The organism is Shewanella kaireitica, assembly GCF_023284045.1.
GTDB lineage: Bacteria > Pseudomonadota > Gammaproteobacteria > Enterobacterales > Shewanellaceae > Shewanella > Shewanella kaireitica.
Genome location: NZ_JAKIKQ010000003.1, coordinates 335592 through 359361, shown reverse-complemented (window position 1 = coordinate 359361; position 23770 = coordinate 335592). Strand labels below are relative to the sequence as shown.

At 43.5% G+C, this 23770-nt stretch carries 19 protein-coding genes and 1 riboswitch; of the genes, 11 read left to right on the top strand and 8 right to left on the bottom strand.

Annotation, left to right across the window (positions count from 1 at the left end; all coding sequences use genetic code 11):
* The first annotated feature begins 3 nt into the window (after positions 1-3).
* Positions 4-1224, top strand: coding sequence for a phenylacetate--CoA ligase family protein (locus L2730_RS06485; protein WP_248973844.1), 1221 nt, complete (start codon positions 4-6; stop codon positions 1222-1224).
* 97 nt (positions 1225-1321) lie between these two features.
* Here L2730_RS06485 and L2730_RS06480 read toward each other — a convergent pair whose 3' ends face one another.
* Positions 1322-3034, bottom strand: coding sequence for a proline--tRNA ligase (locus L2730_RS06480; RefSeq protein WP_248973843.1), 1713 nt, complete (start codon positions 3032-3034; stop codon positions 1322-1324).
* A 455-nt stretch (positions 3035-3489) separates the two neighbouring features.
* Between L2730_RS06480 and L2730_RS06475 the strand changes: the two genes are divergently transcribed.
* The 4 genes from L2730_RS06475 to L2730_RS06460 all read left to right on the top strand — a co-directional run bounded on the left by L2730_RS06475 (position 3490) and on the right by L2730_RS06460 (position 5349).
* Positions 3490-3840 (top strand): DUF805 domain-containing protein, encoded by a 351-nt coding sequence (locus L2730_RS06475; RefSeq protein WP_248973842.1) that lies wholly within the window; start codon positions 3490-3492, stop codon positions 3838-3840.
* Between the two features lie 140 nt (positions 3841-3980).
* The gene (locus tag L2730_RS06470) at positions 3981-4163 is read left to right on the top strand and encodes a hypothetical protein (protein ID WP_248973841.1); all 183 of its coding nucleotides are present in this window, start codon (positions 3981-3983) and stop codon (positions 4161-4163) included.
* Between the two features lie 432 nt (positions 4164-4595).
* Positions 4596-4757 (top strand): cupin domain-containing protein, encoded by a 162-nt coding sequence (locus L2730_RS06465; protein WP_248973840.1) that lies wholly within the window; start codon positions 4596-4598, stop codon positions 4755-4757.
* A 127-nt stretch (positions 4758-4884) separates the two neighbouring features.
* Positions 4885-5349 carry a GNAT family N-acetyltransferase gene (locus L2730_RS06460; RefSeq protein ID WP_248973839.1) on the top strand — a complete coding sequence of 155 codons (465 nt, stop codon included), beginning with the start codon at positions 4885-4887 and terminating at the stop codon, positions 5347-5349.
* A 34-nt stretch (positions 5350-5383) separates the two neighbouring features.
* On the opposite strand, the gene L2730_RS06455 is transcribed toward L2730_RS06460, so the two are convergent.
* The 6 genes from L2730_RS06455 to L2730_RS06430 form a co-directional block, all read right to left on the bottom strand.
* Entirely contained in the window at positions 5384-6007 is a 624-nt protein-coding gene (locus L2730_RS06455; protein ID WP_248973838.1) for an acyltransferase, read from the bottom strand.
* Positions 6000-6752 (bottom strand): tRNA (N6-threonylcarbamoyladenosine(37)-N6)-methyltransferase TrmO, encoded by a 753-nt coding sequence (tsaA, locus tag L2730_RS06450; RefSeq protein WP_248973975.1) that lies wholly within the window; start codon positions 6750-6752, stop codon positions 6000-6002. Before tsaA ends, L2730_RS06455 begins: the two co-directional genes overlap by 8 nt.
* A 22-nt stretch (positions 6753-6774) precedes the next feature.
* Entirely contained in the window at positions 6775-7158 is a 384-nt protein-coding gene (gene rcsF, locus L2730_RS06445) for an Rcs stress response system protein RcsF (protein WP_248973837.1), read from the bottom strand.
* 130 nt (positions 7159-7288) lie between these two features.
* Positions 7289-8566, bottom strand: coding sequence for an amidohydrolase family protein (locus L2730_RS06440; protein ID WP_428848441.1), 1278 nt, complete (start codon positions 8564-8566; stop codon positions 7289-7291).
* Positions 8567-8655: 89 nt separating this feature from the next.
* On the bottom strand, positions 8656-11700 hold the full coding sequence (locus L2730_RS06435; protein ID WP_248973835.1) for an amidohydrolase family protein: 3045 nt from the start codon (positions 11698-11700) through the stop codon (positions 8656-8658).
* 157 nt (positions 11701-11857) lie between these two features.
* The gene (locus tag L2730_RS06430; RefSeq protein WP_248973834.1) at positions 11858-12250 is read right to left on the bottom strand and encodes an H-NS histone family protein; all 393 of its coding nucleotides are present in this window, start codon (positions 12248-12250) and stop codon (positions 11858-11860) included.
* Positions 12251-12585: 335 nt separating this feature from the next.
* On the opposite strand from L2730_RS06430, the gene L2730_RS06425 reads away from it, so the two are divergent.
* The 3 genes from L2730_RS06425 (at position 12586) to L2730_RS06415 (ending at position 16325) form a co-directional block, all read left to right on the top strand.
* Positions 12586-13335, top strand: coding sequence for an electron transfer flavoprotein subunit beta/FixA family protein (locus tag L2730_RS06425; protein ID WP_248973833.1), 750 nt, complete (start codon positions 12586-12588; stop codon positions 13333-13335).
* On the top strand, positions 13335-14258 hold the full coding sequence (locus L2730_RS06420; RefSeq protein WP_248973832.1) for an electron transfer flavoprotein subunit alpha/FixB family protein: 924 nt from the start codon (positions 13335-13337) through the stop codon (positions 14256-14258). The genes L2730_RS06425 and L2730_RS06420 overlap by 1 nt, the downstream gene beginning before the upstream one ends.
* A gap of 195 nt (positions 14259-14453) precedes the next feature.
* A riboswitch (Lysine riboswitch) is annotated at positions 14454-14674 on the top strand.
* Between the two features lie 79 nt (positions 14675-14753).
* Positions 14754-16325 (top strand): Na+/H+ antiporter NhaC family protein, encoded by a 1572-nt coding sequence (locus tag L2730_RS06415; protein WP_248973831.1) that lies wholly within the window; start codon positions 14754-14756, stop codon positions 16323-16325.
* 97 nt (positions 16326-16422) lie between these two features.
* Here L2730_RS06415 and L2730_RS06410 read toward each other — a convergent pair whose 3' ends face one another.
* Positions 16423-18555 carry a M3 family metallopeptidase gene (locus L2730_RS06410; RefSeq protein WP_248973830.1) on the bottom strand — a complete coding sequence of 711 codons (2133 nt, stop codon included), beginning with the start codon at positions 18553-18555 and terminating at the stop codon, positions 16423-16425.
* A 465-nt stretch (positions 18556-19020) separates the two neighbouring features.
* On the opposite strand from L2730_RS06410, the gene L2730_RS06405 reads away from it, so the two are divergent.
* The 3 genes from L2730_RS06405 to L2730_RS06395 all read left to right on the top strand — a co-directional run bounded on the left by L2730_RS06405 (position 19021) and on the right by L2730_RS06395 (position 23731).
* On the top strand, positions 19021-19599 hold the full coding sequence (locus L2730_RS06405) for a thymidine kinase (protein WP_020913511.1): 579 nt from the start codon (positions 19021-19023) through the stop codon (positions 19597-19599).
* A gap of 1166 nt (positions 19600-20765) precedes the next feature.
* A complete protein-coding gene (locus L2730_RS06400; protein WP_248973829.1) occupies positions 20766-21704 on the top strand; it encodes a DmsE family decaheme c-type cytochrome in 939 nt (312 codons plus the stop codon).
* A 17-nt stretch (positions 21705-21721) separates the two neighbouring features.
* The gene (locus L2730_RS06395; RefSeq protein ID WP_248973828.1) at positions 21722-23731 is read left to right on the top strand and encodes an MtrB/PioB family decaheme-associated outer membrane protein; all 2010 of its coding nucleotides are present in this window, start codon (positions 21722-21724) and stop codon (positions 23729-23731) included.
* Positions 23732-23770: the final 39 nt, after the last annotated feature.

The window sequence follows — 23770 nt, the reverse complement described above, 5'->3', positions numbered from 1 at the left end:
TCTATGTCTTTTTATTGTGCTCAAGAGCAGCAGTCGATGGCGCTGAGAGAATCAACATTGCTATCAGGCTTAAGTGATTTTTTAAGCTTTGCTAAGGATTCATCAGTTTACTATCAACAACTGTTTGCTGACATCGATGTCAGCCAAATAGATAGCAGAGCGAGCTTGGCCTCGCTGCCTATCACCCGTAAATCGGACTTAATCAAGCTACAAGCGGCAGCTATGCCATTTGCTGGTATGGTGCCTAATATGGTGAATATTGGGAGAGTGTTTCAATCACCGGGGCCTATCTACGAACCTGAGACTGATGAGCATGATTGGTGGCGCATGGGACAAGCCTTCTTTGCTGCAGGTTTTAGAGAGGGTGATATGGTTCAAAACTGCTTGTCTTATCATCTTACACCCGGTGGCTTCATTATGGATTCCGGCGCCAGAGCTTGTGGTTGTAGTGTGATCCCGGCGGGTCCAGGCCAAACTGAGTTACAGCTCGATATGGCTAAAAACCTCAAGCCTAATGGTTATTGCGGTACACCGTCTTTTTTGAAAATCCTGTTGGATAAAGCCAAAGATCGGCAACAGAATCTGCCATTTAAAAAAGCATTAGTGACGGGGGAAGCGCTAACGCCGTCGTTAAAGTCTGCATTTATCGAAGCCGATATTGAAGTCAAGCAGGCTTATGCCACTGCAGATATAGGATTGATAGCATTTGAAAGCAGTGATGACGGGCTTATTGTCGCTGAAGATATTATTTTAGAGTTGGTAAGACCCGGTACGCTAATGCCAGTAGATGTGGGCGAGGTGGGCGAAGTTGTTATCACTAGCTTCAATCCTAGTTATCCTTTGATTCGATTTGCGACAGGAGATCTATCTGCTCAGCTAGAAGGTTCAAGCACATGTGGTCGCAGTAATATACGCATTAAAGGTTGGCTTGGCCGTGCAGATCAAACCACTAAAGTAAAAGGTTTGTTTGTGCACCCCGAGCAAGTTGAACAGATAAGAGTGCAGCACAATATAATCCAGCGTTTACGAATGGTTGTTAGTCGAGATAATGATAACGATAAAATGTGTTTGTTGTGTGAGGTGGCGGAGACAGCGTTAAATAGCGTGGATGTCAGTGCCATTAAACAAACCATACGTGCAGTGACACAGTTGTCTGCTGAGGTGAGTATCGAGCCTCTAGGTAGTCTGCCTAAAGATGGCATTGTGATTGAAGATCGGCGCTAGAGCGGTGGAGGAAAAACAAAAACGCCGATGGTTTACCATCGGCGTTTATCTATTTTTGCATCTTAGCGTTTAACGACAAGAGCGGCTCATTGTTGGATTAAGCTTGTTGCGCCTTTAAGAACTCAACAATTTGATCGAATGGAACATCTTGCTTCTCACCAGTGCGACGATTCTTATATTCGAATACGCCGTTATCAATGTTACGGTCACCGATAACCACAACATTTGGTAAGCCTACAAGTTCCATATCCGCAAACATCACACCCGCACGCTCTTTACGGTCATCAAACAAGACTTCCATGCCTGCATCAGTTAGATCTTGATATAGCTGTTCAGCCATATCTTTAACCCGGTGAGACTTATGCATGTTCATTGGCAAAATGCCAACTTGGAATGGCGCGATAGCTTCTGGCCAGATAATACCGCGATCATCATGGTTTTGCTCAATAGCTGCAGCAACCATGCGGCTAACACCCACACCGTAGCAACCCATAAGTAGCGTTTTAGACTTGCCATTTTGGTCAAGTACGTTAGCGTGCATCGCTTCTGAGTAGTTGCTACCAAGCTGGAAAATATGACCCACTTCGATACCACGAAGCAGTGCGATAGTGCCTTTACCACAAGGGCTAGCTTCACCTTCGATGATATTACGTAAATCGAATGCTGGTGCGCTTGGTAAGTCGCGCTCCCAGTTAATGCCGAAGTAGTGCTTGTCGTCTTGGTTAGCACCCGCGCCAAAGTCACTCATTACTGCTACGCCGTGATCCACGAAAACTGGAATGTTAAGGCCTACAGGGCCGATAGAGCCTGGACCTGCACCAATGGCTTTACGAATATCAGCATCATCAGCAAATTCGAAAGGAGCAAGAACCGCTTCAATCTTTTCAGCTTTGACTTCGTTAAGGTCGTGGTCGCCTCGAATAACCAATGCAACCAAAGGCGCTTCTTCAGTTGCGCCTTTAACGATTAAGGTCTTAACGGTTTTTTCAATCGCAATATCGTGCTGCTCAACGAGCTCTGCAATGGTCTTGGCATTTGGCGTATCGACTAAAGTCATTTCGCTAGTTGCAGCTTGACGTGTTTCAGTCGGCATCGGCGCTTCACATTTTTCAATGTTAGCGGCGTAATCACTTTCGGTAGAGTAAGCGATTAAGTCTTCACCGCTGTTAGCCAGTACGTGGAACTCGTGTGACAAGCTGCCACCAATAGAGCCCGTATCAGCCATTACTGGGCGGAATGATAAGCCTAAGCGAGTAAGGATGTTGTTATAAGCCTGGAACATAGCCTCATAGGTTTCATCCATGCACTCTTGCTCTAGGTGGAAAGAGTATGCATCTTTCATCAAAAATTCGCGCGAGCGCATCACGCCAAAGCGTGGACGAACTTCGTCACGGAATTTAGTCTGAATTTGGTATAGGTTTAGTGGTAACTGTTTGTAAGAGTTAACCTCTTTACGCACGATGTCGGTGATGACTTCTTCGTGAGTCGGGCCCAAGACGAAGTCACGGTTGTGACGGTCTTGGAAGCGCAGTAGTTCTGGACCAAACTTGTCAAAGCGTCCAGTCTCTTGCCAAAGATCAGCTGGTTGCACCATTGGCATTAAAATTTCAACCGAACCCGCCTTGTTCATCTCTTCGCGAACAATCGCTTCGATTTTACGTAAAACACGTAAACCTGTCGGCAACCAGCTGTATAAGCCAGATGCATTACGACGGATCATGCCCGCACGTAACATTAACTGATGACTAATAACTTCTGCATTGGCAGGAGTTTCTTTTTGAGTAGATAGCAGGTACTTGCTTACGCGCATTACCGAGAGTCCAAATTTGAGTTGAATGGGCGCCATTTTATCACTTGTAGAAGTGATGTCACCTAACGATTTCGACAATAATCAAAATTGTTGCTTTTAGTTGGAATTATATTGACCTGCTTGCAGATGAATTGCGGGGTAATCGCTATGTATATCTGCTCTTAATTAGCAGATGAATTCGTCTAGAACGCCTAGTGCATATGGCTTAGCAACTATACCGAAACCAGAATACCCTTAATGAGCATTGCAAACATGTCGATTCTAGCGAATAGTTTTTAAACAAGGTTGTAGAACGTCTTTATCAATATAAAAGGTTGTTAATTAACGCTATTTAATTTAACTTTGACGCAATATCGAAAAGGAGGCTTGGCTAAGCCACATTCCGATATTTTGACAGGAAAGTTCGCTCAAAAATCGAGCATTGGAATTGATACTAACAAGGAGAGTCCAAGGTAATGGATTATTTTATCGGAGCTTTAAAGAAATACGCTGATTTTTCAGGACGTGCGAGACGAACTGAGTATTGGATGTTTTTTCTATTTTACATCATTTTTTATGTCGCAGTTTCAATCGTTGATTCAATATTGGGTATTGGGTTACTGACCACTGTTTTCGCGCTTGGCATGTTAATACCTACATTGAGCATCGGGGCGAGAAGGTTACATGATACTGGCCGTAGTGGCTGGTGGCAGCTAATTGGTATTATTCCACTGATTGGCGCCATTGTACTGATTGTTTTTTACGTACAAGACAGCCATGATGAAAATGGCTACGGCAGTAATCCAAAAGCGGTTGCTGCAAATTAAGTTAAGCGCATACTGATATTTTCTAAGGCCGAATTCAGCAATGACTCGGCCTTTTTTTGTTTAGCAGCTAGTTAATCGTAATCGAGAATACTGCTCATTCTGAAAATACAGCATCGTTTATTGATAAGGAGGTCATCCAGTTGATCAAAAACTTTCTTGATGCAAACAAGCAAACGCTTGCCAAGTCCCATGATGGTACTGGTCAATATGATCTTTATCAGATTTGGAGCCGCGCTGACTTTAGCTGTAATGTGGATTTTATTGATAGAGTGGTGCTCCCCCCGAATTCGACTGTGGGTTACCATAAGCATTCTAATAATTAATACCAATTGCATTAAAAGTTTGACCATTCAGCGGGAATTCAAAACGCTGTAGGAAAGTAGTGGAATTTGAGCTAATAGTTATTCTCGGCTCTGGCATCCTGCTTCGCTCTCGATAATTGCTCCTGCATTATTCTACCTTCGACCATCCTTGGTCTCGTACCTCCTAAATCTGACCGCCAAGGAGGGCCGGAATGTCTTATTTTGTATGGAACAAAATAGACCATTTAGTCGTATATCCAAATCCCATAGCGAATCATACAGCGTTTTGCCAATTTGTTTAACCTCAGCCGCACTACGTGAGTTCCTCAGTCTTTCCACTTCTGCTTTGCATTGGCTTAAAAGGGAACAACCATTTCTTTACCAATGCGCTTTGAATTGAAAAGACTGAGGGGCTCTGAACTGGCCAAATACTTAATGCAATTGGTATAAGAGATGTATATCGTGCTTGAAGGGCAAGGTGCGATGACGCTAAATGGTAAAGATGTCTTAATAAAGAAAGGTGATATGATTGTAAATCAGCCATTTGGTGAGCACGGATTAGTTAATAACTCAGACAGCGTGATTGATATATTAGTCATTCAAGTTTCCATTTAACGTCTCCTTATTTCTGAGAGATATATTGCTAATAGAATTCGCAATAACTGAGCGATAAAAGCTAGTGCCAGCCCGCTTAAATGTTGCTTATTAGCATCAAGGTTTAACTCTGTAGAGTGGAGGATATATGATAAGAAAAGCGACCACGGCAGATGTTAGTCGCGTGTGGCAGATAAGAACCCAGGCGATATTGAGGAGTTGCAGCAGCCATTATAGTCACGAGATAGTAGCTAGCTGGTCAAGTGCGCCTATGCCTAATGGATTTGCTGATCTATTAGTGCACCATGGCGCATTGGTCTTTGAGGTACAAAATGAGCTATTGGCTTTTGGCTTTGTCGATATTCAGCAATCTCGTCTTGAAGCACTTTTTGTTACTCCTGATTGCGCAGGTAGAGGTTATGGAAAGCTCATTGCTCGCGAGCTGCTGTTGGTAGCTAAGCGCGCAGGCGTTAAGCAGCTAACGCTCTCTTCCTCTTTAAATGCAGTTAAATTTTATCAACGCCTAGGTTTTGTGGCTAAAGAAGAAATCTTATGGGTGCACCCTTTAGGTTTTGAAATTACATCTGTAGTAATGGAGAAGCAGCTGTATTAACGCAGAGAAGCGGGCTGATTTTATTTATAAAGTCCTATGTTTTATCTCGCCTATCACCAATCACCCTTGCTGGATTGCCAGCAACAATGGCGTAATCTTCAACATCCTTGGTGACCACCGCGCCCATGCCAACTACCGCGTGGTTACCTATGGTGACACCATCAACAATACCCGCTTGTGCCCCTACCCAAACATCTTCGCCAATAACAACGCCTTTTGAGTTGGAAGCTTGCTGGTAGATTGGAGTGTCAGGAGTCATGCCGTGATTAAAAGCATAGATAGTCACGTTGTTAGCAATACGAGTTTGCTTACCAATGGTAATGCCATGACGACCACCATCGATTGAGCAACCATGATTGATTGCTACTTCATCGCCTAAAGTGAGCGGTCCATGTATAAAACTGTCGGCGGCAATCATGCACTGTCTACCGATTTTAATCTCGCGCCCGCGCTCTGCAAACAGATTGGCTTCTGGTGCCACAAAGCTGTTTTCGGCAATAGAGATGGTTTCTACACTACAAAAGTGTGCTTGCACTTTATCTTGCCAAGGTTTAGCCCATAACAGGTGTTTTTCTTTGAGGGAGAAATATAGCCATGGCATGTAAGACAGGCGTTTTTTATGTTGAGATTGGTAGTCAGGCTTGCCAGCTTCAGTCATCACTTTTCTCCAACTTGGCGGAGATGCCAACTTGTGACGGCCGCAATTCAAGTACTTCGATACCATCAGCTAACATTTTCCACAAGATGTCTAAGTCATACAGAGCAACTTGATAAAGCTTAGGATCGGCCTTAGCTTTCTTGTAAGCGGGACGTGGATCTTGTGCTAATACCCCTGTTATTAACTCTGCAAGCCTTGGGTAGTTATCATTTTTTTGGTAAAGCTCTAATTGCTGTTGAGCTGCTTGGCAAAAAGTAACCTTAGCTAGGACGGGCGCTTCTTGGGCAATACCACCAACCGCCTCTTCAATCGAGTCGGAAAAGGGGATATATGGCTTAATATCTACGATTGGGGTGCCATCAAGCAAGTCCATGCCAGAGATCTCCAAGCGGACTTTACCGTTATCAGTATGCACCGCATGGAGTTTCACCACTGACTGACCGATGCCATTGGGCCTAAACGTTGAGCGGGTAGCAAATACTCCAAGTTTCTCATTACCACCTAAACGGGGAGGGCGAACCGTGGTTTTCCAGCCTTGGGCTAAGTTTTCATGAAAACAAAAGAGTAACCATAAATGGGAATACTGCTCTAAGCCCCGAACGGCATCAATTTGATTGAAAGGCGGCGCTAGTTCAACAAAGCCTCGAGCAGCGCTCACCAATCCTGGTTGGCGCGGGATACCAAATTTTTGTTTATATGGCGTGCGGCAGTACGCTACCGCTTGGATCTGATTGGTAAAAGACATTGTCATTTATTTAGCGTTTAGGCTATTCCTGCGGGCTGGTCGTTACAATTGCTTGGCCGACGCATAGCGCGCGAGTCACGCAGTTTGGCGTAGATTCTTCTATCAGTAGACAGTTCTTAATGACAAGTCCATTTGCTTGTTTATCTGCCGCTGCGCGGCGAGCTAATGTGCGTGCTTCAACAATAGAAGCAGGTGCATCGCTTTCGCCTATTTGACAAGTTTCACCCTCTACTAAACCTTTTATTTCATAAGGGCCTTTAGGTTGAATACTTCCTTCATAAAGGGTGACATCGCCAACTTTAAAGTAATCGTTAATTGCTTCGCCATCGAGGTTACTGTTAAAGGCATATTCACCCGCACAAGCGCTGAGTAAAATGATGAGAGAAGCTGGCAGTAGGTATTTCATAATGAATGCCTGTTATATGAGTTATTAGGTTAGTAAAAGGGGTTAGCTTTCACTAAAGAGGCGTACAAAAAAGTGCTCATAAAGAGCACTTTTCATTAAACGGTCTTGTTAGCGCTATAAGTTTGAAATTCTAGCGCTTTAGATACTTTTGATAAAGCTGTTGATGACGATTATTTAGATCAATTTTACGACCATCAATATAAACGGACTCAATGCCCGCCTGCATCGGGTCTAAAATATCTCCCGTTGCAATAATCATATTGGCTTTAAAGCCAGGCGCAATAGCACCCATGTCGTCAATATCGAGTATTTTCGCCGCATCAAGGGTAATGCTTTGAAGTGCTTGTGACTTGGTTAATCCATATGCAACTGTCTGCCCTGCTGCAAATGGCAAGTTACGGCTGTTCCAGTCAGACGAAAAACCGAGCGCGAAAGGGATGTTGGCTTGTTTAAGCAGCGCAGGAATTTTGAAGGCCAGATCAATGGGTTCATCCTTACGCTTCGGTAAGCTCAATGTTTGGGTATAGACAACTTTAGCATTCACTTCGCTCAATGCATCGGCTAAACGCCAAGCATCATAGCCACCAACGATAACAATTTTAAAGCCATAGATTTTACTCAGTGCAATTGCTTCCTCTATCTGCTTTTGCGATTGTGCATGAATAAACAACTGTGCATTACCATCAAATAGTGGCGTTAGAGACTGCCAGCGTAGGTCTGCTTTAGTTACCTTACCGGCTTTAAGTGCCAGTTGATAACGGTGAGCATCAGTAAAAGCCTGATGAACCTTGTTTACGCGCTTGCTGAGATCATCAAGTTGCTCTTGACGTTTATCCGCATCAGACGACATCCAGCGAATATATGGCCAGTAAAGATGAAATTGCTTGTTTGACTCAACTAATGCATCTTCTATCGTCCAACTGTCCATCGACACGAGTGCTGATTGACCCGCTAGGCCATCACCTTGCGGAACGACTTGAGCATGAGTAATCCCATTAACACGTACGGTGGGAATGATTTCTGAGTCAGGATTAAAGGCGGAGATGGCCTCAAGTTGTGGATTAATAAAGCCTACTTCGTAGGCATCATTACTTGGACGCATCATCTCTACTTCAACAAGCCCCATTGTGGTGTCAAGTGCAATAAGACCCGGATAGATATGTTTATTGCTGGCATCGAGCACGACTGCGTTGGCAGCCATGAGCGCTGTTTCTGATTGAGCTGCTGGATTATCTGTTTGCTCGCTAAGATCCGTGGCATGTTCCGCGGTTGCTAGGTTTTGTCCAACAGCGACAATCTTGCCGTCTGCGATCAATACATCGGTATTCTCAAGCTGGCCTTGAGTCACCGAATGGACTGTGGCATTGGTAAATAGTATTGCTGAATTTTGCGCGGGTGCTGGCAGCATGTCATGGGCATATAGCGCACTGCTAAATAAGCATGAGGTAATAATGCTAGCAAATGAGCCTGCTATTTTAATTGATTGAGTAAGCTTCATTACAGTGCTCCTTGAGCTGTTTGTTGCCAAGCATTAAAGTGGGTATCGCAGTGCCATTCGGGCTCTGCTAAATCAACATCGGTTTCACCTTGCTTATGGGCATCATCACTAAGTAACACTTTTTGGATCAATGCAGCTCGCTCTTTTTCTACTGCTTTTTGAGCTAACTTATCTTGCTCACGGCTAAAGTATCGACGTCCTTGAATCCAAGTTGAATCAACTTTGGCGTAAACTGACAGTGGTGAGTCACTCCAAAGCACGATATCAGCTTGTTTCCCCTCAACCAGTGAGCCTACTTTATCCTCGATGCCTAACTGAATTGCTGGATTAATGGTGATCATCTTCCAAGCATCTTCTGCGTTCATACCGCAATACATCATCGATTTGGCGGCTTCCTGATTGAGTCTGCGCTGCATTTCGTAATCATCAGAGTTAATACTGGTGAGTACGCCTTTGTTTTGCATTAAACAGGTGTTTTGCGGGATAGCATCATAAACTTCAAATTTGTAAGCCCACCAGTCTGAGAAGGTAGATGCATAAGCACCATGTTTGGCCATTTCATCAGCGACTTTATAGCCTTCAAGAATATGGGTGAAGGTACCCACTTTAAAGTCGTAAGCTTCAGCTAATCTGAGGAACATTAAGATCTCAGATTGCACATAGGAATGAATATGCACGCTACGTGTTTGCTCTAAGACCTCTACGACAGCTTCTAAACGGTAGTTATGTTGGGGGGCGACCGTGCGTCTGCGTTCGCTTGAACGCATTTTTTTATAATCACGCTGCGCTTTTCTATAAGCTAAGGCTTCGTTAAATGCCTCGCTGAACAGAGATTTAACACCGATACGACTCTGAGGGAATCTACTGTCAAAGTTGTCTCCCCAGTTACTTTGCTTAACATTTTCACCCAGTGCGAATTTAATGCTGGCAGGAGCGCCTGCAAATTTTAACTGCTCGGCGTTATCACCCCATTTAAGTTGAATGATTTGCGCTTGGCCGCCGATAGGGTTTGCACTTCCGTGCAAAATCTGTGCTGTAGTGACGCCGCCAGCAAGTCCACGGTAGATGGCAATATCATCAGGATTAATCACATCACCAATTCTTACCTCTGAGGTAACAGCATCTGTTGCTTCGTTAGTACCGCCATTTAGTGCAATATGTGAGTGTTCGTCAATAATCCCCGCAGTAAGGTGCATGCCTGTGGCATCGATGACTTTATATCCCGAAGGGGTGCTTAATTGGCTCCCTATCTCCTCAATTTTGCCGCGAGAGATAATCAAGTCAGTGTTGTTCAATACACCGTTTTCAGCTGACGTCCATATTGTGGCGTTTTTGATATGTAGCTTGTCTTGAGCGGGCTGTGTTAACAAACCATAGGCAACATTAGGTGAAGTTTGCTTAGCAATTTGCGGTAGCTCTGCGCTCTTCGCGTTCAGTGAATCATCACCTAATGCTACTTGTTCAAGCTTGGTGCCACCAAAAGGTACTGTTTGATTATTGCTATCGAGCAGGCGACCACGTATGCCATTATCATCAAACCACAATGTGAAACGGCTAATTCCATCAATACCTGCGTCGGTTAAATCAGCACTAAAGGTCATTCGACCTTGGCTGAAGTTAACATTGGCCAGGCTGATCTCTTGTTCACCACTGGACAAGGTACCCGATAAACTCGGGTCTTGTTCAATGTTTAGATCGAAAGTAAGTTCGTTAATTTGTAGTTGGTACGGCTGAGCCAGTAGGGTTAAATCACGGTTGATAAGCTGACGTTCTTCACCTTGTAACCAGATGCTGGTGATTTTTCCATCCTCAAATACGTTACCACGACTAATGACGAGATCAGCCATATAGCCAGGCTTTAATTGGCCAGCTATATTACTGATCCCTGCAATCTCAGCAGCCTCAGTCGTTAATGCAGCGAGTGCAGTTTGTTGATCTAAACCGCGCTCAATGGCTTGTTTGAGTCGAGGCCAAAATTTGTCTTCATCAATACCGTATTGAGTCAATGCAAAAGGCACGTCAGCCTTGGCGACCATAGCGGCATTACTCGGGGCTGTTTCCCAATGTCTCAAAGATGCCAAACTGACATCTCGTTCACTATCGCTATCGATAATCGTCGGCGCAGCAGGATAATTTAAAGGCAACACTAAGCTATAGGGATAAGATTTTAGTTCATCAATTCTAGCGTATTCATGGCCATTACCAACTAAGCTACCTTTAAGTTTTTGCTTATTTAATAATCTAGCGGCTCTTAATTGATTATTTAAGTTCTTTGTTTGAAAGATGAAGCGTTGTTCTTTTAAGTTTGAAAGGCGCTCCAATGCAATATTGAATTCAACATTGTTAGTTGAACTAGTACTTTTGGCTATATTATTGTTATACCAACGAGCATCAGAGAATGTTTGTCGAATGAGCGCCATGCTACCCATTAATGATTGCGGGTAGTCTTGAATCGATGAGCCTTTATCAAATGCCATAAATTGATTGGCTTTAGCTTTGTATATTATGTCATTTGCTTTTTTATCAGCCAGAGACAAACTGACTCCACGCCCTCTAAATATGCCATCTAAATAGCTAGACTGCACACTAGTAAAGCCATTGTTAATCCATTTTTCAGCTTGTTCTTTGTTGGGGTATACATAATTAAACCATTCTTTCTCTGAATGGATAGCGCCATTTTCGGCATTACCGCCAATTCGCTTTATTTCATAAACTGGACCATCGCTATCTTCACTCTGTGCTTCATACTCAATAGCATATTCAGTGAATGGGTCAATAAATCCAGGGTAAATAATATGACCTGACAGGTTTATTTCTAAGGCCCCTGCTGGAATATCATTATCTTTTATAATTGACTTGATTCGATTGTTTTCAATTAATAAAGTGGCATCAGTCACTATTTCTCCTGGCTCTAACATCAGGGTTGCATGACTTAAGGCTGTGATTTTTGGAGTATTATCTGTCAGCTGCTCATTGGCTATTACGCTATGGCTGCTCAATACACTAAGTAGGGCGACAAGGGCTTTTATTCTATGTTTATGCATTATCGTACTTATGTTTGTTATAGGAGTTGGCTGAACAGTGAGGATATCTTAACTTAATGCTAATTACTAAGCAGTAATTGTAACCTTGAATGTAAATGTAGCGATAATTAACAAAAAACCCAGCAAATGCTGGGTTCTTAAAGGCCAAAGAGAAAGTTTAGATAAGGAAGTCTTCCATAGTACGGCCATTTTCTAATTCATTTTTAAATACGGTTGGCATACGGCCTTGACCTGTCCATTGCACCATTTCGCCATTAACTTCGATTTGGTATTTAGCAGGACGTGGAGCACGTTTCTTAGGAGCAGGTTTAACACCAGCGCCACCAATATCATCAACAGATAAGCCAATGGCTTCCATTTGTTTACGAATTTCTTCAATTTTAGCATTTCGCTCAGCCATTGCTTCGTTTTCTGCTTCTGCTTGAGATGCTTTTTCTTCGATGATTTTTTCTAGCTTTACTGAAAGGTCTTTCAAGTCATCAAGAGACAACTCTTTTACAGCAGCTTTAAAACGACGACCGTGGGTCAAAATATCTAAAAATTCGCTCATAATTATTAAGTCCGATTAAAAAAATTCATAAAGGATTTTATATTCTGGGTAAATAATAGAAACTATTTCAATAAGGATCAAATATTATTTTAATTTTATTAATAATTAAAAGGATTAATTATAGTTTAACTAGAAAGGCTTGTTATATTCATGAAAAAGTATCGATATAAGGTAAATACTCTGTTTATGAATAGATAAATATGAACAGGTGTTCGACTCTTGGTTGACGTTAACGTCAACAGCACGTAAAGTGACTCTAAATTCTGTAATAGTGTCTGTGCTATATACGCTATTAACACAATCCCGTTCATTAAGAGACGTAAGAAGGAAGCCCTATGAAAGTATTGGTGCCAGTAAAACGTGTCGTCGATGCCAATGTTAAGGTCAGGGTTAATGCTGACAATACTAGCGTCGATACCGCAAACCTTAAAATGGCGATTAACCCGTTTTGTGAGATTGCAGTAGAAGAAGCTGTTCGTTTGAAAGAAGCGGGTAGCGCTTCTGAAGTGGTTGTCCTCAGTATTGGCCCTAAAGCGTCACAAGAGCAATTGAGAACGGCGCTTGCACTAGGAGCTGACCGAGCTATTCATATTGAGACCGACGAAGATCTTGTTCCTTTGTCCGTCGCCAAGCTTATTCATGCTGTACAGCAAAAAGAGCAGGCTGATTTAGTTATCTTAGGCAAACAGTCGATTGACAGCGATAACAACCAAACCGGTCAAATGTTAGCAGCTATAGGTAAAATGCCTCAGGCAACATTTGCCTCTGAGGTAAAGGTTGATGCTAACCAGCTCACCGTAACCCGCGAAGTCGACGGTGGTTTACAAACGCTGATGCTGCCTTTACCTGCTGTAGTCACTGCTGACTTACGTCTAAACGAACCTCGTTATGCGAAGTTGCCTAACATTATGAAAGCAAAGCGCAAGCCGCTTGAGTCGCTAACTCCTGCTGATTTTGATGTGACATTGAAAGCGCATCAAAACGTTATTAAAGTTACCCCTCCTGCTCAGCGTAGCGCTGGTGTGATGGTGTCTTCTGTAGAAGAGTTGGTTGAAAAGTTAAAGAATGAAGCGAAGGTGATCTAATGGCAATTTTAGTATTAGCAGAACACGACAACGCCAGTCTTAAACTGGATACAGCTAAAGTCGTTGCTTGCGGCCAAGCAATTGGTGGCGACATTGATGTGCTGGTTATTGGTCATAACTGTGGCGATGCAGTTAAAAGCGCACAACAGCTAAATGGTGTACGTAATGTTTTGATTGCTGATGCGGCCGTTTATGCTAACGGTTTGGCAGAAAACATAGCTGATGTGATTACTGAAGTTGCAGCAGACTATGAGCATGTACTTGCCGCTGCATCAAGCCACGGCAAAGACATCTTACCGCGTGTTGCTGCACTGCTAGACGTTAACCAGCTATCAGAAGTGATTGAAGTAGTCAGTAACGATACCTTCGTTCGCCCAATCTATGCCGGTAACGCATTAGCAACGGTGCAAAGCCTAGATGATAAAAAGGTGATGACCGTTCGCTCAAGTGCATTTGATGCAGTTGCAACTGATGGCAACGCAGATTTAGTGACGCTTTCACAAGAGGTTGCACCACAGGTTGAGTTTGTTTCTCAAAGCCTTACTGAATCAGAGCGCCCAGAATTGGGTAGCGCTGGGGTGATTGTTTCTGGTGGTCGCGCTTTAGGTAATAGCGAGAACTTCACTATGCTGGAGCAATTGGCTGATAAGCTCGGTGGTGCACTTGGTGCATCACGCGCAGCAGTTGACGCAGGTTATGTGCCTAACGACCTACAAGTGGGGCAGACGGGTAAAATCGTAGCACCCGACTTGTATATTGCAGTGGGGATCTCTGGCGCGATTCAACACCTTGCTGGTATGAAAGATTCGAAAGTGATTGTAGCAATCAACAAAGACCCCGAAGCACCGATTTTTCAGGTTGCTGACTATGGATTAGAAGCTGATCTATTTGAAGCTGTGCCACAACTTTTGGAACAGCTTTAATTTATTAACGAGCTCATTGTTGGTAGTTAAAAAACAGCCAGTTGTAACTCGGTGGTTGCTGCAATGTTATTGGTGGTGAGTTTGAGTTGGTAATATTTGAGATCTGTGTCACGATAAGCGGCTTTAGGGTAGCATCCCTAAAGCCGCTTATGTTTTTATGTCATTCACGTTAATTAGCTCTGTCTATTTAGCGTCCTTAGAAGTAGAGGTGCATTTAATATTAGTACCGACAAGTAGGGTGATGCCTATGACTTGTTGAGAAAGGATTTGATGCCGAAGTGACATAGCATATCGGGGCTTGTTGCTGGGGCTGTTACCAAATAGGAACAGCACTGCCATAGTATTTCTTATCTGGAAGATAAGAAGATTTATATCAATGTCGAACATTGATATTACTGTGGAGCGCTACTGATAGGACAGGTGTAATCAGCTTTCAATGCTAACTCCCACCAGTTCAGTCGGCCTCCATTCGTACTTAGCGAAGATAATAATTAAATGACAATTTTAAGCTATGCCGATTCGGCACTTTCGTTGCTACCTCCGGTAGTTGCAATCGTATTGGCGATGTTAACGCGTCGTGTTTTACTTTCTCTTGGGGTAGGGATCCTGTTGGGCGCGCTATTGCTGACTGATTTTTCTGCAGCGAATACCGTTCAATATGTGGGCGAAAAGGTGATGGGGCTCGTCTGGGATGACGGGGCACTTAATAGCTGGAACCTATACATTCTTGGTTTCTTAGTGCTACTGGGAATGATCACCGCACTTATCACCGTTAGCGGCGCCGCTCGTGCGTTTGCTGATTGGGCTCGCAACCACATTCGCAATAAACGCGATGCGAAATTATTAACCATGTTCCTTGGGTGTGTGGTGTTTATTGATGATTATTTCAATAGTCTGGTTGTTGGTAGTGTCGCAAGACCACTTACCGATCGTTACTATATTTCCCGTAGTAAACTAGCGTATTTGCTTGATTCAACGGCAGCACCTATCTGTGTTATCTCACCGGTATCAAGCTGGGGGGCGTACATCATTGCGCTGATTGGCGGCATTTTAACGGCTCACGGTTTTACTGACTCAGGGCATCTAAGTACATTTGTGCAGATGATCCCGATGAACTTCTACGCTATTTTTGCTTTGTTGTTGCTACTTTGCGTTGCGCTTATGGGACTGGATATTGGTCCTATGCGCCAGCATGAGCTTAATGCGCAAAAGGGCAACCTTTATGATGAATCTAAAGGGTTACCGCCAGGGGCAAATTCAGACTTACCTGAAGCTGACACCGGTAAAATTATCGGCTTGTTTCTGCCTATCACTGTATTAGTTTTTGCCACTTTCTACTTTATGGTGAGCAGTGGTGGCGATGCGCTTGCGGCTAAGAATGAAGCGTTCAGCTTAATCGGTGCATTTGAAAATACTGATGTGGGTTCTTCATTGTTCTTTGGTGCCTTAATTGGTCTTGTTGTTACACTCGCATTGGTTATCTACCAAGGTGTCGATAAGAAGATGATCGTTAAAGGTGTGGTTGAAGGCGCTAAATCTATGCTACCAGCCATCTACATCTTATTGTTTGCCTGGACGATAGCAGGCGTGATTGGCCAACTTGAAACCGGCAAGTATATGGCGAGCTTAGCTACTGGTAATATTCCGTTTGCGATGCTTCCTGCAGTGCTATTTATATTAGCAGGCTTAACAGCGTTCTCTACCGGCACTAGCTGGGGCACCTTCGGTATTATGTTACCAATTGCAGCGGATATGGCGATGGGTAGCCATACAGGCATGATGCTACCAATGCTTGCCGCGGTACTTGCTGGCGCGGTGTTTGGTGATCATTGTTCGCCAATATCTGATACCACGATTTTATCGTCGACAGGGGCAAACTGCCACCATATCGACCATGTGATCACTCAGTTGCCATATGCGCTGATTGTTGCCGGTATTAGCTTAGCGGGTTACATAGTTCTTGGTTTCACTGAGTCGGTGACTGCAGGTTTATTGACTTGTAGTGCACTGTTTGTAATTAGTGTGATTATACTGCGCATTAAATCTTGTCAGCGAACCACAGCTTAAGCAGAGCGTTCGAAAAACAAAGCAGCTAATCAATTAACTGCTTTATAGATATAAAAATGCCGCTCTAATTAGAGCGGCATTTTTGTGGACATAGAGATTAGTTCAAGCCACGGCGCTCTAGTAGTGCATCGGTTGTCGGTTCTTGTCCTCTGAAGGCTTTGTAAGCGTCCATTGGGGCGACTGTATTACCCACTTCACGAATCGTTTTTCTAAACTTCATGCCAATTTCGCGGTTTAGCCCACCTTGTGTTTGTACGTATGCAAAGGCGTCAGCAGCCAAAATTTCACTCCACATATAAGCGTAATAACTCGCTGAGTAGCCTCCAGGGAATGCATGAGCAAAATAGGTTGACTTATATCTTGGCGGAACCGCTGGCAGATCAACGCCGTGCTTTTTAAGCGCTGCAGCTTCAAAGCTGGCCACATCTTGCAGTGGTTCACCGGATTTAAGTGAGTGCCACTCAAGATCTAACAGTGCTGCCGACATATACTCTAAAGTATCAAAACCTTGGTTAAAGCTGCGAGACTTAAGCAGTTTTTCTAACAAATCTTGTGGGATCGCTGCACCGGTTTCATAGTGCTTGGCATAATTAGCAAGTACTTCTGGGTGCGCAGCCCAATCCTCTTCAAAAGTAGAAGGGAATTCAACAAAGTCTCGTGATACTGAGGTACCAGAGAGAGTTGGGTACATTACCTTTGAGAACATGCCGTGAGTGCCATGACCCATTTCGTGGAACATGGTAGTCACTTCATCATAACTGACAAAGGTAGGCTCGCCTTCTGGTGCCTTTTTAATGTTCATCACATTAACCACCACAGGCTTATTATTTAGCAATTTAGATTGGCTCACAAAAGAGCTCATCCAAGCACCACCGCGCTTACCTTCACGAGAGAAGTAATCGGCATAGAAGATAGCTAAGCTAGTACCATCTTCATCAAACATCTCGTAGGCTTTTACATCTGGGTGATATACAGGCAGGTCTGGGCGAGGAGTTAAGCTCACACCATAAAGTGCTTTAAGGGTGAAGAACACTCCATCTTCTAGTACTCTGTCAAACTCAAAGTATGGGCGTATTGCCGCTGCATCTAAGTCATACTTATCTTTACGTACTAGCTCGGCATAAAAAGCCCAGTCCCACGGAGCAAGTTCAAAATCGCCGCCCGTTTTAGTTATCATCGCTTGAATGTCGGCGGCTTCTTTATTGGTGTTCGCCACAACTGCTGGCACCATAGAGCCAAACATCTTGTAAACCGCTTCTGGCGTCTTTGCCATTTGAGGTGCTAAGCGATAGTCGGCCCAGCTATCGAAGCCTAAAAGTTCGGCACGTTCTGCACGAAGCTGTGCTAAACGCGCAACCAGAGAGGCGGTTTCGTTTTCTCCACTGAGGCCACGATTAGCAGAGGCTTGCCATACTTGTTGACGTAACTCTCGATTTTCTAGTTGAGCTAGCACAGGTTGGCGAGTGGTATTAGTAATATTGAGTTGATATTTGCCTTCATGACCATTATCTGCAGCATCTTTTGCTGCCGCTCGGATAGCACTGTCTGAAAGCCCTACGAGCTGCTCTTTTGAGTCAACAACAATAGCAATCTCTTTTGATAGGCGCATTAATCGTTGGGCGAATTCATTGGTGAGTGTTGATTGCTCTTCGTTAAGGCTACGGATCTTAGTCTTTTGTGCCTCGGTTAGCTTGGCACCTGCACGTACAAAACGCTGGTAATAAACGTCGACAAGGCGGGTTTGCTCAGCAGTTAACCCTAGATCTGCCTGATTGTTATATAAGGTTTCAATGCGAGAAAATAGCGCTGGATTAAGATTGATATTGTCAGAGTGCGCTGCCATTTTCGGCGCCATTTCACCTTGGACTTGGCGTAGCGTTGGGTTGCTATTAGAGCCTGTAAGATTATAGAAAACCTTAGAAGTACGATTCAACAACTCACCGCTCTTTTCCAATGCGACAATGGTATTGTCAAAAGTTGGCGCTGCGCTATTGTTGGCGATAGCGATGACTTCTTTGTCGTGTTCAGCTATCCCTTGATTTAACGCCGGCGCAAAATGCTCATCTTTTATAAGCGTAAAGTCAGGCGCTTGATATTGTAGGGTGCTTGCTTGCATAAATGGATTCTGGCTTTGCACCATAGCAGCTTGATTAGATTCCTGATTTGTTGTTGAACATGCGCTCAGGGCAAGTGTCGCAGTAATGGCTGCGGCGATTAATGTCTTATGCATTGTGTAGAACTTCCTTCATTATAGTTGTTTATTTTTATACCCTTACAAAAGTTGAACATTGCAGGAGCTAGTACCACGGCTGTTCCAGCCACCTATATTTTTAAAAACATAGAAAGATAGCGCTTGGCACACTATCAATTTTTCGTTAAATGATCCTTAAAAATACAGGCGCTTTAGTCACAAAATGTTTCTCAATTTGGTGATCTTTTTATGGTTTGTAGCAAAATTGTAGGGTGGGGAGAAACACTTAGCTTTGCGCTAAATCATGTTGTAAAAAATCAACAATAAATTAGGTGGTAATACGCTAGTAGTTTTATGTTTACTAGTGAATTTAACTGGCGATAGGCTGTTTTGCTAGTGAGTAGTTAGAGAGCGACGTAGCTCACTCTGATGATGGATAGAGGGTGATTTTTATTGACTAAGGATGCTAGACTAGCTGCGCATTCATCTTTAAGGATATTCGGTTTGGCGCAACTTTATTTTTACTACTCAGCAATGAACGCAGGCAAGTCTACTTCGTTATTGCAGTCCTCATATAATTATCGTGAACGCGGTATGAATACTTTAGTCATGACTGCCTCTATCGATGATCGATACGGCGTGGGTAAAGTCGCTTCTCGAATTGGTATTGAGACTGACGCTCAGGTATTTGGTAGTAGTGATAACCTTGCGAAAATGATTGGTACTGCTCATGATGAGCAAACGCTGCACTGTATATTAATCGATGAGTCGCAATTTTTAAGTAAAGAGCAAGTTAAGCAGCTCACTTATGTGGTCGATATCCTCGATATCCCAGTGTTATGTTACGGCCTTAAAACAGATTTCCAAGGTGAGTTGTTCAGCGGCAGCCAATATCTTCTGGCTTGGGCTGACAAACTGGTCGAGCTTAAAACCATTTGTCATTGTGGCCGTAAAGCCAATATGGTGGTGCGCCTTGATGGCACAGGTAAGCCGATGAGAGAAGGTGAGCAAGTCGCGATTGGCGGCAACGAAAGCTATGAGTCGGTTTGCCGTAAACATTTCAGAGAATTTATCTGGGATTAATCGCTGATATAAAGTGCGTCATTTTAATTATTCTAAAGGCCAGTCGCTAATGCAACTGGCCTTTTTTGTTATATTTGCTTCTGAGATTCCAGTATTTTACATGCTTGAATATAAGACCTTGGAAGGGAAGGTGAGTCACACCAATTAGTATTTGATCTACTCAGGCTAGTTTTGGCGAACTAAACCAAGATGAGTGGCATATAATGGTTGTTCGTTTATGAGTTTATTTAACACCGTTTTAGGAAGCTAAAAACACTCCTAATACGCGAGTCTTAGCGGTTATGATGCTGCGTTAACAAGTTCAAGCGTAGAGTAACTAGGCGCTTCACTCACTGTGCCTTGCCTCAGAATCGCTAAACTCTCGTTGAGCGATTAAATCTTTATGCTGATTGTATTCACTTGTTTCGGAAAAACGAATGACTTTTTAGTTTATGTGGTTTCAATTGCCTGAACTGCAGCTGGATAGATTGTGCAAATGTCGTGATTACATTGACGCAGCATTAAAAAGGCAAAAGTATTGCCTGAAAGATATTCGAACTGAGTGATTTGTAACAATTACAGCCATAAGTGCTCATTTAGCTAATAAATAGTAAATTGGTTGCAAAAATACCTTCTGTTACTTTACCCAGCAAGCTGTAAGCAACTTGCTGCCGCTCATCTTGAGATGAATATATAATCACTTTTCTATTACTAAATATGATGAAAGTTGTTAAGTGGATGCTTGTGTGTTGAGCGTCGGTGTTGCATTTGTTTTAAGGTTTTTAGTGAGTAGCTATTCCTTAAGAAGTACCTTCTTTCCTTTAGCTGAAAGACGACAAAATAATTAGTGATCCATTTCAAATAGTTGGAGCTAATAAAATCAAGTTGTTTACAATTAATTACTATATTAATAACTGCTAAAGATAATAATAATTATCATCTAAATTGTAGTTTATTGAATAATATAATTATTTTAAATTAACGTAATTTTAAGGTGTATTTGATCTGCCTCTTTATATTGTGAGCTATTAGACTTTTATCTGAAAAATATGCCATATGTAACAGCATTGAACCGCGCTGGTGTTAGCTTGAAATCGCTGAGGTCGAACCACTAAGATACCTCCTTCGATATACAACCGGCTTGTAAGTTAATGTCCCTCAGAAAACAGATAAAGTCAGTGAATTTTATGGCCAAGTTAATGGCTACAATTTTACTCACATTACTCATTACCGCTTTACCTGCGCAAGCAACTCCTTGGAGTTCTCTTGATTCCCAGCAGTTAGAGCAGAAATTAACCGAAAAATTCGCTGAGGGTAAATACTCTCCCAAAGGCGCTGATTCCTGTCTCATGTGTCATAAGAAAAGCCCTAAAGTGATGGCTATTTTTGATGGCGTTCATGGTGATATGAGTAGCAGTAAATCACCAATGGCTGGCATGCAGTGTGAAGCCTGTCATGGCCCCCAAGGCAAGCATAATCGAGGTGGTAAAGAGCCGATGATTAGCTTTGGTGCAGACAGTAAATTACCTGCTGAGAGCCAAAACAGTGTATGTCAGGGCTGTCATAACGATCCTAAACAGATGGCTTGGCACAACAGTACGCATAACCTCGAAGAGGTTGCTTGCGCTGATTGCCACCAGATCCATGCGGCAAAAGATCCTGTACTAGACCGTTTGATGGTTAACGATACCTGTACCTCGTGTCATACCCGTGCAAAAGCCGATATGAATAAGCGCTCATCTCACCCGATGAAATGGGACCAGATGACCTGTATTGATTGCCATAGTCCTCACGGTTCGATGACTGAAAGTGCGCTGATTAAACCTAGCCTTAATGAAACTTGTGCTGAGTGTCATGCCGACAAGCGTGGCCCATTCCTGTGGGAGCATGCGCCAGTTATGGAAGATTGCTCAAACTGTCACACGGCGCACGGCAGTGTAAATGAAGCCCTACTTAAAACGCGAGTGCCGCAATTATGTCAGCAATGTCACGCAGACGATGGGCATGCAAGCCGTGTTGCTACGCAAGCGGGTCAAGATGCTTTCAGTGCCGGTAAGAGCTGTCTTAACTGTCACAGCAAAGTTCATGGTTCAAACCATCCTGCTGGCAGTAACTTTGCCCGTTAAGACCTGGAGTGAGTAATATGCGTTCAACTAAATTGTTTTCTTTAAACTTGATCACTCTAGCACTGTTTGGCACCGCAACGGGTGCAATGGCTGCTGACTTTGGTGTTCAACGAGCAAACACTGAAAGCCTTAAAACAGCCAATTACCAGTGTAAGCGTTGTGTGATAACCGACGGTTATTCGGGCACAGTGGGTGCCAGTGTTGGCGTTATTGATGCTGACGATGACCATGCGATTAATCAGTTAGGTACCGGTACAGATGGTGCCATAGCGGGTGTTAACGCTGATATGGCTTATCAGCAAAGTGGTTATCGCGCTAAGGTTCAAGCTCATCAGCTTGGAATGGATAATGGTTTTATTAATATCGAAGCGGGTAAGAGTGAGCTGTACCAGCTTGATATGGATTTTCAAACCATTACCACCAATCAGTACAGTAATGCCCAAACTAATCTTTGGCATAACAACGGTATGCTAACGCCAAGTGAGCATACTCGTGAGCTTAACCTTGATTTACAAAGACAGCGTGGTGGCATCGGTTTTGAGTATGACTTCTCAGCACTCACCGAGTTAGGTCTGAGTAGTTATGCGCGTTTCGACCGTGAAGATAAAACTGGCCATCGCAGCGCGAGCTTAATGAGCCCAAGTCCGGTCAATTTTGCAGAACCAGTTGATGAAACGACTGATAAGTTTAGCGCAGGTATTGTGTTAGATGGTGATAATTGGTTGTCAGAGCTGAGCTACCATGGCTCTCGTTATGAGAACAATATTAGCGATTTAAGCTTGCCATATAGTTATGACGTATACAGTGCAACACCTGATAACCAAGCGCATCAAGTGTCGTTATCGGGTCAATACCGCTTAGCTTCTAGTGTGTTTAGTGGCCGAGTGGTTTCAGGTCGTATGATCCAAGATCAAGAGCTTGTGCAGATGAGCGGCAACCCGATTCAAAACTGGGATGGTCAAGTCGATACCTTTAGCAGCAACTTAGCGGCGAGTACCAGAGTAAGTAGTCGCTTACGTCTTGGCGCAAGTTACGACTACAACAAGCGTGACAACCGCTCTTCAGTATTTGACTTTGCACAATATGAATATGATTCAATGTCGGGTGCCTTTAAGCAAAATACCCCGATGGATATTGAGCGTCAAACCTTCAAAGCCAATGCGAGCTATCGTTTAGCCAGCGGTTACCGCCTACAAGCGGGTTATGACTATAAGCAGGTTGAGCGCAGTTATGGTGAACGTGAAGAGACGCAAGATAGCGAAGTTTGGAGCAAACTGAACATTCGTGCTATCGACAAGTTAACTCTTGATTTCGGCCTAAGTTATGGCGAGCGAGGTGGCAGTGATTATCAGGCCAATGAGCTCACTTCTGACGAAACTGATTCTCTGATGCGCAAGTATCATTTAGCCGATCGCAATCGTACTGAAGTGAATGCTCGCGCCAGCTACACACCACTAGAGTGGTTAACCGTTGATGTTAGTACTTACTATGCCAACGACGACTATGACGCGACTGAAATTGGTTTAACTCAAGCCAAAGATTACGGCTATGACGCCAATATCCATCTGCAGGTTTCTAAGCCGCTATCTGTCTACGCATTTGCAGGTCAGCAGTGGATTGACTCAGACCAAAGTGGCGATCAAAGCGCAATTTGGCATACAGAAATTCGCGACCAGTTTATCAACCTAGGCCTTGGGGCAACCTATTCCGGTCTTATGGAAGACAGACTGACCCTAGGCATGGATTACCTATTTGCCAACTCAGAAAGTAACACGGGTGTAAGCCCTTCAAACGAAGCTTCTTACGGGGCTTACTACTCATACAGCCATAGCATGAGCCTATATGGGCAATACATGATCTCGCCGCAAATGGCGTTAAAACTGGCTTATCAGTATGAACGTTACTTTGATACCGACAGTGCAATGGTCACCGCCGATAGCAATTCAGGATTAATCACCTTAGGTGAAATCAATCACAATTATAACGCCCATCAACTGATGTTGACCTTCAGCTACAAGCTGCTTTAGGTCGAGTCAGTCACAATTTAAGTTCGAGGAAAACGAGAT